Origin of the sequence: Pectobacterium cacticida, assembly GCF_036885195.1 — a bacterium.
Classification (GTDB): Bacteria; Pseudomonadota; Gammaproteobacteria; order Enterobacterales; family Enterobacteriaceae; genus Pectobacterium; species Pectobacterium cacticida.
This window is the reverse complement of sequence record NZ_CP133656.1, coordinates 3,636,759-3,649,589: the sequence shown is the minus strand read 5'-3', so window position 1 is coordinate 3,649,589 and position 12,831 is coordinate 3,636,759. Positions and strand designations below refer to the sequence as shown.

At 51.9% G+C, this 12,831-nt stretch carries 3 protein-coding genes, 2 tRNA genes and 3 rRNA genes; 7 read left to right on the top strand and 1 reads right to left on the bottom strand.

What is annotated here, in order from left to right; genetic code table 11:
* Positions 1-18: 18 nt before the first annotated feature.
* Positions 19-1,608, bottom strand: a complete 1,590-nt coding sequence (gene purH / locus RFN81_RS16595; protein WP_264496866.1) for a bifunctional phosphoribosylaminoimidazolecarboxamide formyltransferase/IMP cyclohydrolase — start codon at positions 1,606-1,608, stop codon at positions 19-21.
* Positions 1,609-2,212: 604 nt separating this feature from the next.
* Between purH and RFN81_RS16590 the strand changes: the two genes are divergently transcribed.
* The 7 genes from RFN81_RS16590 (at position 2,213) to metH (ending at position 12,711) form a co-directional block, all read left to right on the top strand.
* Positions 2,213-3,752: ribosomal RNA gene (locus RFN81_RS16590) — 16S ribosomal RNA — on the top strand.
* A gap of 72 nt (positions 3,753-3,824) precedes the next feature.
* Positions 3,825-3,901 (top strand) — tRNA-Ile (locus tag RFN81_RS16585).
* 42 nt (positions 3,902-3,943) lie between these two features.
* Positions 3,944-4,019 (top strand) — tRNA-Ala (locus tag RFN81_RS16580).
* 218 nt (positions 4,020-4,237) lie between these two features.
* Positions 4,238-7,143 (top strand): 23S ribosomal RNA (locus RFN81_RS16575).
* Positions 7,144-7,357: 214 nt separating this feature from the next.
* Positions 7,358-7,473 (top strand): 5S ribosomal RNA (gene rrf / locus RFN81_RS16570).
* Together the 16S, 23S and 5S rRNA genes with 2 tRNA genes alongside form the textbook arrangement of a ribosomal RNA operon.
* A 355-nt stretch (positions 7,474-7,828) precedes the next feature.
* Entirely contained in the window at positions 7,829-8,758 is a 930-nt protein-coding gene (gene metA, locus RFN81_RS16565) for a homoserine O-acetyltransferase MetA (RefSeq protein ID WP_264496865.1), read from the top strand.
* 269 nt (positions 8,759-9,027) lie between these two features.
* Positions 9,028-12,711 carry a methionine synthase gene (metH, locus tag RFN81_RS16560; protein WP_264496864.1) on the top strand — a complete coding sequence of 1,228 codons (3,684 nt, stop codon included), beginning with the start codon at positions 9,028-9,030 and terminating at the stop codon, positions 12,709-12,711.
* Positions 12,712-12,831: the final 120 nt, after the last annotated feature.

Here is a 12,831-nt window from a genome sequence, read left to right as displayed (position 1 = left end):
TTCAGTCAAGCTCCAGAATTAATGGCGGAAATGGCGCATACCGGTAAAGATCATCGCAATGCCATGTTCGTTGGCGGCAGCAATAACTTCATCATCACGAATGGACCCCCCCGGTTGGATCACGCAAGTAATGCCAACGGCCGCGGCAGCATCAATGCCATCGCGGAATGGGAAGAAGGCATCAGAAGCCATTGCGGAACCTTTTACTTCCAGCCCTTCATCTTCCGCTTTTATTCCGGCTATTTTCGCAGAGTAAACGCGGCTCATCTGACCGGCGCCTATCCCGATAGTCATGTTGTCGCGGGCATAGACGATCGCGTTGGATTTAACGAATTTAGCCACTTTCCAACAGAAGAGTGCATCGCGTAATTCCTGCTCGTTCGGCTGGCGTTCAGTCACGACGCGCAGTTGAGACGCGTCAACCATACCCAAATCACGATCCTGTACCAGCAAACCGCCGTTGACACGTTTGAAATCCAGGCCAGGAATACGTTGCTGCCAGCTACCACTGGTCAGGACACGTACGTTTTGTTTGGCGGCTGTCACTTTCAATACCGCCTCACTGACGGATGGCGCAATAATCACTTCGACAAACTGGCGGCTGAGGATGGCTTGTGCAGTTTCTTCATCCAATTCTCGGTTGAAAGCGATAATGCCGCCGAATGCAGATGTCGGGTCGGTTTTATAGGCGCGTTCATAGGCATCAAGAATTGAGCCGCCAATGGCGACGCCACAAGGATTCGCGTGTTTAACGATAACGCAGGCGGGTTCGGCGAATTCTTTCACACACTCCAGCGCTGCATCGGTATCGGCGATGTTGTTATAAGACAGCGCCTTTCCTTGTAACTGTGTAGACGTGGCGACAGATGCCTCGTGAATATTCTCTTCTATATAGAAGGCAGCTTGCTGATGGCTGTTCTCGCCGTAGCGCATATCCTGCTTTTTGATGTAGTTCAGGTTCAATGTGCGTGGGAAGTGGCCAGATGGCTTATCGGTATCGCCGTGGTAAGGCGGAACCAGTGCGCCAAAGTAGTTGGCAATCATACTGTCGTACGCGGCAGTATGCTCGAAGGCTTTAATCGCTAAATCGAAACGGGTTTCGTAGGTTAGCGAACCCTCGTTGGCGTCGATTTCATTAATAATAGCGCTGTAGTCGCTGCTCTTGACCACAATAGCCACATCCTTATGGTTCTTAGCCGCGGAGCGAACCATAGTCGGGCCGCCGATATCGATGTTTTCAACGGCATCTTCTAATGTGCAGTTCTCACGCGCGACGGTCTGGGCAAACGGATACAGATTCACAACGACGATATCAATCGGCTTGATGTCGTGCTGCGCCATGATCGCATCATCTTGATCGCGTCGTCCCAGAATGCCGCCGTGTACTTTCGGGTGCAGGGTCTTTACTCGCCCATCCATCATTTCCGGGAAACCGGTATAGTCAGAGACTTCTGTCACCGCTAAGCCAGCATCGGCCAGCAAACGGGCGGTTCCTCCGGTTGAAAGGAGCTCGACGCCACGGTGGGACAGAGCTTGAGCAAATTCGACAATACCTGCTTTGTCAGAAACGCTGAGCAGAGCGCGGCGAATTGGACGGCGTTGTTGCATGATGATGTTATCCCCTGGATTTGGGTAGTCAGTAAAGAACGGTATGTGAATATCGTCTTTGTCAGAGCAATAATTGCGGAATAAAGAGAAATATTCAGTTAGCGTTCGCAAAAACACGACGATTTTGAACGGGGTGAATTGTAGCGAAAACGTTTGCGTGATGCTCGTCAATTTTTGAGTAGAATGCTTTCTGTGGATAAGTTTGTGCAGAAAAAGGTATAAGGCGGGGTTTTGCTGTGGAATGCAGCAAACAGTCATTTTTCTTTAAAATACTTATTGCGGCAGGGCGAGAAGTCCCTATAATGCGCCACCACTGACACGGCAACAGCGACACGCGGTTGTGGTGGAAAGGGAAAAGATTCAACGAAGGCAGTCAGTCATGACTTGACTTCACAGCGGAAACGCATAACATATGCGCCCGCGCCGCAGTACGCTGCGGCACTGCTCTTTAACAATTCAATCAGACAATCTGTGTGGGCACTCACAAGACCGTATCTTAACGATATAAAAAGTCTTGAAGAGTGAACAACAGTAAATTCATTACGAATAAACAGTTTTAATTCTTTGAGCATGGCTGACGAGTTCAGCAAATCAAACAAATCTTAAATTGAAGAGTTTGATCATGGCTCAGATTGAACGCTGGCGGCAGGCCTAACACATGCAAGTCGAGCGGTAACACAGAGAGCTTGCTCTCGGGTGACGAGCGGCGGACGGGTGAGTAATGTCTGGGAAACTGCCTGATGGAGGGGGATAACTACTGGAAACGGTAGCTAATACCGCATAATGTCGCAAGACCAAAGAGGGGGACCTTAGGGCCTCTTGCCATCGGATGTGCCCAGATGGGATTAGCTAGTAGGTGAGGTAAAGGCTCACCTAGGCGACGATCCCTAGCTGGTCTGAGAGGATGACCAGCCACACTGGAACTGAGACACGGTCCAGACTCCTACGGGAGGCAGCAGTGGGGAATATTGCACAATGGGCGCAAGCCTGATGCAGCCATGCCGCGTGTGTGAAGAAGGCCTTCGGGTTGTAAAGCACTTTCAGCGGGGAGGAAGGCGTGAGAGCGAATACCTTTCATGATTGACGTTACCCGCAGAAGAAGCACCGGCTAACTCCGTGCCAGCAGCCGCGGTAATACGGAGGGTGCAAGCGTTAATCGGAATGACTGGGCGTAAAGCGCACGCAGGCGGTTTGTTAAGTTGGATGTGAAATCCCCGGGCTTAACCTGGGAACTGCATTCAAAACTGACAGGCTAGAGTCTTGTAGAGGGGGGTAGAATTCCAGGTGTAGCGGTGAAATGCGTAGAGATCTGGAGGAATACCGGTGGCGAAGGCGGCCCCCTGGACAAAGACTGACGCTCAGGTGCGAAAGCGTGGGGAGCAAACAGGATTAGATACCCTGGTAGTCCACGCTGTAAACGATGTCGACTTGGAGGTTGTGCCCTAGAGGCGTGGCTTCCGGAGCTAACGCGTTAAGTCGACCGCCTGGGGAGTACGGCCGCAAGGTTAAAACTCAAATGAATTGACGGGGGCCCGCACAAGCGGTGGAGCATGTGGTTTAATTCGATGCAACGCGAAGAACCTTACCTACTCTTGACATCCACAGAATTTGGTAGAGATACCTTAGTGCCTTCGGGAACTGTGAGACAGGTGCTGCATGGCTGTCGTCAGCTCGTGTTGTGAAATGTTGGGTTAAGTCCCGCAACGAGCGCAACCCTTATCCTTTGTTGCCAGCGATTAGGTCGGGAACTCAAAGGAGACTGCCGGTGATAAACCGGAGGAAGGTGGGGATGACGTCAAGTCATCATGGCCCTTACGAGTAGGGCTACACACGTGCTACAATGGCGTATACAAAGAGAAGCGAGCCTGCGAGGGTGAGCGGACCTCATAAAGTACGTCGTAGTCCGGATTGGAGTCTGCAACTCGACTCCATGAAGTCGGAATCGCTAGTAATCGTAGATCAGAATGCTACGGTGAATACGTTCCCGGGCCTTGTACACACCGCCCGTCACACCATGGGAGTGGGTTGCAAAAGAAGTAGGTAGCTTAACCTTCGGGGGGGCGCTTACCACTTTGTGATTCATGACTGGGGTGAAGTCGTAACAAGGTAACCGTAGGGGAACCTGCGGTTGGATCACCTCCTTAGCAAGAAGATATGGATTGAGTGAAGTGCTCACACAGATTGTCTGATGAAGATAGCGAGCAGAATACCTTAATAGGCTTGTAGCTCAGGTGGTTAGAGCGCACCCCTGATAAGGGTGAGGTCGGTGGTTCAAGTCCACTCAGGCCTACCAACTCTTCCATGAGTGGTAATTAGGGTGACTGCGAGTAGCGATGGGGCTATAGCTCAGCTGGGAGAGCGCCTGCTTTGCACGCAGGAGGTCTGCGGTTCGATCCCGCATAGCTCCACCATTAAAAAGACTTCAGAGTGTATTGGAAACAGTATGCTGCGAAGTATTTTGCTCTTTAACAATCTGGAACAAGCTGAAAATTGAAACATGACAGCGGAATAATCGTGAATACCTTGGCTATTTATGGGTAAACACGGTGAATTTGTCTGTCAATGAGTCTCTCAAATAATCACAGCGCGATGATGACTTTGGTTTATCAAAGACACCTTCGGGTTGTGAGGTTAAGCGACTAAGCGTACACGGTGGATGCCTAGGCAGTCAGAGGCGATGAAGGGCGTGCTAATCTGCGAAAAGCGTCGGTAAGCTGATATGAAGCGTTATACCCGACGATACCCGAATGGGGAAACCCAGTGTGTTTAGACACACTATCATGACATGAATCCATAGTGTCATGAGGCGAACCGGGGGAACTGAAACATCTCAGTACCCCGAGGAAAAGAAATCAACCGAGATTCCCCCAGTAGCGGCGAGCGAACGGGGAAGAGCCCAGAACCTGAATCAGTGTGTGTATTAGTGGAAGCGTCTGGAAAGTCGCACAGTAAAGGGTGATAGTCCCGTACACAAAAATGCACAGGCTGTGAGTTCGATGAGTAGGGCGGGACACGTGATATCCTGTCTGAAGATGGGGGGACCATCCTCCAAGGCTAAATACTCCTGACTGACCGATAGTGAACCAGTACCGTGAGGGAAAGGCGAAAAGAACCCCGGCGAGGGGAGTGAAATAGAACCTGAAACCGTGTACGTACAAGCAGTGGAAGCCCACTAGTTGGGTGACTGCGTACCTTTTGTATAATGGGTCAGCGACTTATATTCTGTAGCAAGGTTAACCGAATAGGGGAGCCGGAGGGAAACCGAGTCTTAACTGGGCGTTAAGTTGCAGGGTATAGACCCGAAACCCGGTGATCTAGCCATGGGCAGGTTGAAGGTTGGGTAACACTAACTGGAGGACCGAACCGACTAATGTTGAAAAATTAGCGGATGACTTGTGGCTGGGGGTGAAAGGCCAATCAAACCGGGAGATAGCTGGTTCTCCCCGAAAGCTATTTAGGTAGCGCCTCGTGAATTCATCTTGGGGGGTAGAGCACTGTTTCGGCTAGGGGGTCATCCCGACTTACCAACCCGATGCAAACTACGAATACCGAAGAATGTTATCACGGGAGACACACGGCGGGTGCTAACGTTCGTCGTGAAGAGGGAAACAACCCAGACCGCCAGCTAAGGTCCCAAAGTCATGGTTAAGTGGGAAACGATGTGGGAAGGCCTAGACAGCCAGGATGTTGGCTTAGAAGCAGCCATCATTTAAAGAAAGCGTAATAGCTCACTGGTCGAGTCGGCCTGCGCGGAAGATGTAACGGGGCTAAACCATGCACCGAAGCTGCGGCAGCGACACTAAGGTGTTGTTGGGTAGGGGAGCGTTCTGTAAGCCTGCGAAGGTGGCCTGTGAGGGCTGCTGGAGGTATCAGAAGTGCGAATGCTGACATAAGTAACGATAATGCGGGTGAAAAACCCGCACGCCGGAAGACCAAGGGTTCCTGTCCAACGTTAATCGGGGCAGGGTGAGTCGACCCCTAAGGCGAGGCCGAAAGGCGTAGTCGATGGGAAACAGGTTAATATTCCTGTACTGGGTGTGACTGCGAAGGGGGGACGGAGAAAGCTAGGTTATCCGGGCGACGGTTGTCCCGGTTTAAGCGTGAAGGTGGATGACTTAGGAAAATCCGGGTCATTGTTAACACTGAGGCGTGATGACGAGTCACTACGGTGATGAAGTAACCGATGCTACGCTTCCAGGAAAAGCCTCTAAGCACCAGGTCACATCGAATCGTACCCCAAACCGACACAGGTGGTCAGGTAGAGAATACTCAGGCGCTTGAGAGAACTCGGGTGAAGGAACTAGGCAAAATGGTGCCGTAACTTCGGGAGAAGGCACGCTGGAGTTGGTGAAGTCCCTGGCGGATGGAGCTAAGACCAGTCGAAGATACCAGCTGGCTGCAACTGTTTATTAAAAACACAGCACTGTGCAAACACGAAAGTGGACGTATACGGTGTGACGCCTGCCCGGTGCCGGAAGGTTAATTGATGGGGTAAGCCGCAAGGCGAAGCTCTTGATCGAAGCCCCGGTAAACGGCGGCCGTAACTATAACGGTCCTAAGGTAGCGAAATTCCTTGTCGGGTAAGTTCCGACCTGCACGAATGGCGTAATGATGGCCAGGCTGTCTCCACCCGAGACTCAGTGAAATTGAACTCGCTGTGAAGATGCAGTGTACCCGCGGCAAGACGGAAAGACCCCGTGAACCTTTACTATAGCTTGACACTGAACCTTGAGCCTTGATGTGTAGGATAGGTGGGAGGCTTTGAAGCGTGGACGCCAGTCTGCGTGGAGCCAACCTTGAAATACCACCCTTTAATGTTTGATGTTCTAACGTGGGCCCCTGAGCGGGGTTGCGGACAGTGTCTGGTGGGTAGTTTGACTGGGGCGGTCTCCTCCCAAAGCGTAACGGAGGAGCACGAAGGTTAGCTAATCCTGGTCGGACATCAGGAGGTTAGTGCAAAGGCATAAGCTAGCTTGACTGCGAGAGTGACAGCTCGAGCAGGTGCGAAAGCAGGTCTTAGTGATCCGGTGGTTCTGAATGGAAGGGCCATCGCTCAACGGATAAAAGGTACTCCGGGGATAACAGGCTGATACCGCCCAAGAGTTCATATCGACGGCGGTGTTTGGCACCTCGATGTCGGCTCATCACATCCTGGGGCTGAAGTAGGTCCCAAGGGTATGGCTGTTCGCCATTTAAAGTGGTACGCGAGCTGGGTTTAGAACGTCGTGAGACAGTTCGGTCCCTATCTGCCGTGGGCGTAGGAAGATTGAGAGGGGTTGCTCCTAGTACGAGAGGACCGGAGTGAACGCACCGCTGGTGTACGGGTTGTGATGCCAATTGCATTGCCCGGTAGCTACGTGCGGAAGAGATAACCGCTGAAAGCATCTAAGCGGGAAACTTGCCTCGAGATGAGTCTTCCCTGGGCACAAGATGCCCCTGAAGGGCCGTTGAAGACGACGACGTAGATAGGCTGGGTGTGTAAGCGTAGCGATACGTTGAGCTGACCAGTACTAATGACCCGAGAGGCTTAACCTTACAACACCGAAGGTGTTTTGAGAGATGAAAGACGCATAGAGAACGATATTCAGCTTGTTCGAAGATTGAAGATTAAATGTTTGCGCGATGGCGTGGACATAAAACAGCGCGGAGCGCTGGCCTGAGAAGGGAGGAGACAAATCGTCTGGAACGATTTTGTGCGTCGCAAAGCGACGACCCGAAGGGCGAGTCTCAGGAAGAGACGAGAAATTTGCCTGGCGGCGATAGCGCGGTGGTCCCACCTGACCCCATGCCGAACTCAGAAGTGAAACGCCGTAGCGCCGATGGTAGTGTGGGGTCTCCCCATGTGAGAGTAGGGAACTGCCAGGCTTCAAATAAGTGGAAAGCCCCTGTCGCAAGACAGGGGCTTTTTGCTGTGCTGCGCCCAGCATGAGCACATTCCTGCGGGGGAAAGTCCTGCCATAAGTTGATCACAACGATGAAGCACGTGAGGGTGCCGTTTACGTTCGCGGTGGTCGGGCGAGCGGACGGGTGATGGGATCATTGCAGCGGCTTATCGTGCGCGTTGTTCCTTTCAAAATCAAAGTTGGATAGACAGCAAATACTGTGTTCGTGAAACATTTTCACCTTATGCGTTGCACTCTCGACATCAATACAAAAACTCGCTATCTTCAGGCATCTGGATGTCTAAACGTTTAAACGTATGCTTTGAGGATATAAGGTTATGCCAATTCGGGTTCCTGATGAGTTGCCAGCTGTTAATTTTCTGCGTAATGAAAATGTTTTTGTGATGACATCATCGCGCGCTAAAACTCAGGAAATTCGTCCGCTCAAGGTGCTGATTCTGAACCTGATGCCAAAAAAGATTGAGACTGAAAACCAGTTTCTCCGTTTGTTATCTAATTCCCCCTTGCAAATAGATATTCAATTACTGCGTATTGATAGCCGTGAATCAAAGAATACGCCATCCGAGCATTTGAATAACTTCTACTGCAATTTTGATGATATTCAGGATGAAAATTTTGATGGCTTAATTGTTACAGGTGCCCCACTGGGACTCGTTGATTTCTGTGATGTTGTTTATTGGCCGCAAATTGCTCGGGTCATTGAATGGGCAACAGAGCACGTTACATCCACTTTATTCGTGTGTTGGGCCGTACAGGCTGCTCTTAATATCCTCTACGGTATTCCCAAGATGACTAGAAAGGAGAAATTATCGGGAGTTTATATGCATCAAACGTTGCAGCCCCATGCTTTGCTGACTCGCGGCTTTGATGAAACGTTCCTGGCCCCACATTCACGCTATGCAGATTTTCCGGTCGATGTCATTCGGCAGCATACGGATTTAGAGATGTTGGTTGAGTCTGAAGAGGCTGGTGCCTATTTGTTTGCTAGTAAAGATAAACGTCTCGCGTTTGTTACCGGGCACCCGGAATATGATGCCTTGACGCTAGCAAATGAGTTCTTGCGCGATCGCGCTGCTGGACTAGGCCCTGCAATTCCCGTTAATTATTTTCCTGACGACAATCCTGAAGTGGTACCGAAGGCGACCTGGCGTAGCCACGGTCACCTGTTGTTCGTTAACTGGCTGAATTACTATGTTTACCAGATTACGCCTTATGATTTACGCCAGATGAATCCGACGTTGGACTAGCGCGAGCTGAAGTCAAATCTTGCAGTAGCTTTGGGAAACAAATCGAGTGACGGTTCCTGCTAACTTACTTTCAGCGGCTTCCAAGCGGTTTATGCGAGCCATTGCCGACTGTCACCATGCTTTTGCTATGCTGACGGACTCAGGTTGCTCGGAGAATTCGCTGGTCAAGTAACGACGTAACTTGACGGATTCTTAACTAAGCGCGTTCCTAACTTATGTTAGGGTAGACGCAATATATAGCGAATTTATCAGTGGATAATGGGGTTCACGTGAGTAATCGGGTAGACGGATTGAAGCGTCAGTTGGCGCAACGCATCATGGTGCTGGATGGTGGTATGGGTACCATGATCCAGGGTTATCGCCTGCAGGAAGCAGATTATCGCGGCGAGCGTTTTGCCGACTGGCCTAGCGATGTGAAGGGCAATAACGATCTACTGGTGCTCACAAAGCCACAGGTGATCAGCGAAATCCATGAGGCTTATCTGGAAGCCGGTGCCGACATTCTTGAAACCAACACCTTCAACGCCACCACGATTGCAATGGCCGACTATGGTATGGAATCGCTGTCGGCGGAAATTAATACCGTCGCCGCACAGCTTGCGCGTGCCTGTGCGGATAAATGGACGGCGTTAACGCCGGATAAACCGCGTTATGTTGCGGGTGTGCTTGGCCCGACGAACCGCACTGCCTCGATCTCTCCCGATGTTAACGATCCTGCGTTTCGCAACGTGAGTTTTGATCAACTGGTAGATGCGTATCGCGAATCGACACGTGCACTGATTGCGGGTGGTGTCGATCTGATTATGATCGAAACCATCTTCGATACCTTAAATGCTAAAGCGGCGAGCTTCGCGGTCGAAAGCGAATTTGAGGCACTAGGAATCGTCCTGCCAGTGATGATTTCCGGCACGATCACGGATGCGTCAGGGCGTACGCTATCCGGTCAGACAACCGAAGCGTTTTACAACTCTCTACGCCATTCTCGTCCGCTCTCGTTCGGTTTGAACTGTGCGCTGGGGCCGGATGAGCTGCGCCAGTATGTCGCCGAGTTATCACGTATTGCAGAATGCTATGTGAGCGCGCACCCCAATGCAGGGTTGCCCAATGCCTTCGGGGAGTATGATTTAGATCCGGCCGATATGGCGAAACATATTGGCGAATGGGCGCGATCTGGATTTCTGAATATCGTCGGCGGCTGCTGTGGGTCGACACCCGCGCATATTGCCGCGATAGCGAAAGTGGTTGAGGGTGTACCACCGCGTCAGCTGCCGGAGATCCCGGTCGCCTGCCGTTTATCCGGCCTGGAACCATTGAATATCGATGCCAATACCCTGTTTGTTAACGTCGGAGAGCGGACCAATGTTACCGGCTCTGCGCGTTTTAAGCGCCTGATTAAAGAAGAAAAATACAACGAAGCACTGGATGTCGCCCGTCAGCAGGTGGAAAGCGGCGCGCAGATTATCGATATCAACATGGATGAAGGCATGCTGGATGCGGAAGCGGCGATGATTCGTTTCCTGAACCTCATTGCTGGCGAACCGGATATCGCCCGTGTGCCGATCATGATCGACTCCTCAAAATGGAATGTAGTTGAGAAAGGGCTTAAATGCATTCAGGGCAAGGGGATTGTTAACTCGATCTCCATGAAGGAAGGCGTGGAAGCCTTTGTCCACCATGCCAAACTTGTGCGGCGCTACGGTGCCGCCGTGGTGGTCATGGCCTTTGATGAGGTCGGCCAGGCAGATACCCGCGCACGTAAAATTGAAATTTGTCGCCGAGCCTACCGTATCCTGACGGAAGAAGTCGGTTTTCCACCGGAAGATATTATCTTCGATCCGAACATTTTCGCTGTGGCAACGGGGATCGACGAGCATAACAACTATGCGGTGGATTTCATCGAGGCCTGTGCGGACATCAAGGCGCAACTGCCGCATGCGATGATTTCCGGCGGTGTGTCCAACGTGTCGTTCTCATTCCGTGGCAACGATCTGGTGCGTGAGGCGATCCATGCTGTCTTTCTCTATCACGCCATCCGTAACGGCATGGACATGGGGATTGTAAATGCCGGGCAATTGGCGATCTATGACGATCTCCCTGCGGAACTACGCGATGCAGTGGAGGATGTGATCCTGAACCGCCGCAGCGATGCCACCGAACGCATGCTTGAGTTGGCGGAAAAATATCGCGGCAGTAAAACGGAAGATGAAGGCAGTAAAACGCAGGCGGAATGGCGCGGCTGGGATGTGAAGAAGCGTCTGGAATATTCGCTGGTGAAAGGCATTACCGAATTTATTGAACTGGATACGGAAGAAGCGCGTCAGCAGGCCGCACGGCCAATAGAGGTGATTGAAGGCCCGTTGATGGATGGGATGAACGTTGTCGGCGACCTGTTCGGTGCAGGGAAAATGTTTTTGCCACAGGTTGTGAAATCCGCGCGTGTCATGAAGCAGGCAGTGGCCTACCTCGAACCCTACATTGAAGCCAGTAAAGCCAAAGGTACGTCAGCCGGAAAGATCCTGCTGGCGACGGTAAAAGGCGACGTTCACGATATTGGTAAAAATATCGTCGGCGTGGTGCTGCAATGTAACAACTACGAGATTATCGATCTGGGTGTGATGGTGCCGACGGACAAGATTCTGAAGACCGCGCGTGAAGAGAAAGTCGATATTATCGGGCTATCTGGGCTGATCACGCCGTCGCTGGATGAAATGGTCAATGTGGCGAAAGAGATGGAGCGTCAGGGCTTTACGCTGCCGTTGCTGATCGGTGGTGCGACGACCTCCAAAGCGCACACCGCCGTGAAGATTGAACAAAACTATAGCGGCCCGACGGTCTACGTACAGAATGCGTCCCGCTCTGTCGGCGTGGTCTCGGCGCTGCTGTCCAACACGCAATATGATGACTTTGTAGCGCGTACCCGTAAAGAGTACGAAACCGTGCGTATTCAGCACGCGCGTAAAAAGCCGAGAACGCCGCCAGTGACGTTAGACGCGGCGCGCGCTAATGCCTCAGTACTGGATTGGGAAAATTACTCGCCCCCGATTCCTCATCGTCTGGGTGTTCAGGAAGTGGTCGCCAGCATTGAAACGCTGCGCCACTACATCGACTGGACGCCGTTCTTTATGACCTGGTCGCTGGCGGGGAAATATCCCCACATTCTGGAAGATGAGGTGGTGGGAGAAGAAGCTCAGCGTCTGTTTGCCGATGCCAATGCGATGCTGGATGACCTATCCGCTCGTGGGGCGCTGAATCCTCGTGGGGTGGTGGGATTATTCCCGGCGAATCGCGTTGGGGATGACGTCGTGATTTATACCGATGAACGACGCGACACGGTGCTGTCAGTCAGTCACCATCTGCGCCAACAGACGGAGAAAACCGATTTTCCTAACTATTGCCTGTCCGACTTCGTGGCGCCGAAGTCCAGCGGTAAACCAGATTATCTCGGTGCCTTCGCGGTCACTGGCGGGCTGGAAGAAGATACGTTGGCTGACCAGTGGGAAGCCCAGCATGATGATTACAATAAGATCATGGTGAAGGCGATCTCTGACCGTCTGGCGGAAGCCTTTGCGGAATATCTGCATGAGCGTGTGCGTAAAGTCTACTGGGGCTATGCGCCGAATGAGAACCTCAGTAATGCGCTGTTGATTCGAGAAAATTATCAGGGGATTCGTCCTGCGCCGGGCTATCCTGCTTGCCCGGATCACACGGAGAAAGTGCAAATCTGGCAGTTGCTGGATGTGGAAAAGCATACCGGTATGAAGCTCACCGAGTCCTATGCCATGTGGCCGGGCGCATCGGTATCCGGTTGGTACTTCAGCCATCCCGACAGCAAATATTTCGCGGTCGCGCAAATCCAACGCGATCAGGTCGAGGATTACGCGGTGCGCAAAGGTATGAAAGTGAGTGACGTTGAGCGCTGGTTAGCGCCAAATTTGGGCTATGATGCGGACTAGGATGTGAGTAAAGAAATTAACATCTGTGGGTTAACACGTTTTGGTTTTCAGTTGGCGTCAAAAATTCTGCTGAGGTGGGCGTGACCACAGGGTGAGCCGCACGGACGCGGCGAAAGTCAG

What these genes read in the sequence shown, in the direction of transcription:
- purH (WP_264496866.1), bottom strand. Translation starts at nt 1,608, where the DNA reads ATGCAACAACGCCGTCCAATTCGCCGCGCTCTGCTCAGCGTTTCTGAC.
- metA (WP_264496865.1), top strand. Translation starts at nt 7,829, where the DNA reads ATGCCAATTCGGGTTCCTGATGAGTTGCCAGCTGTTAATTTTCTGCGT.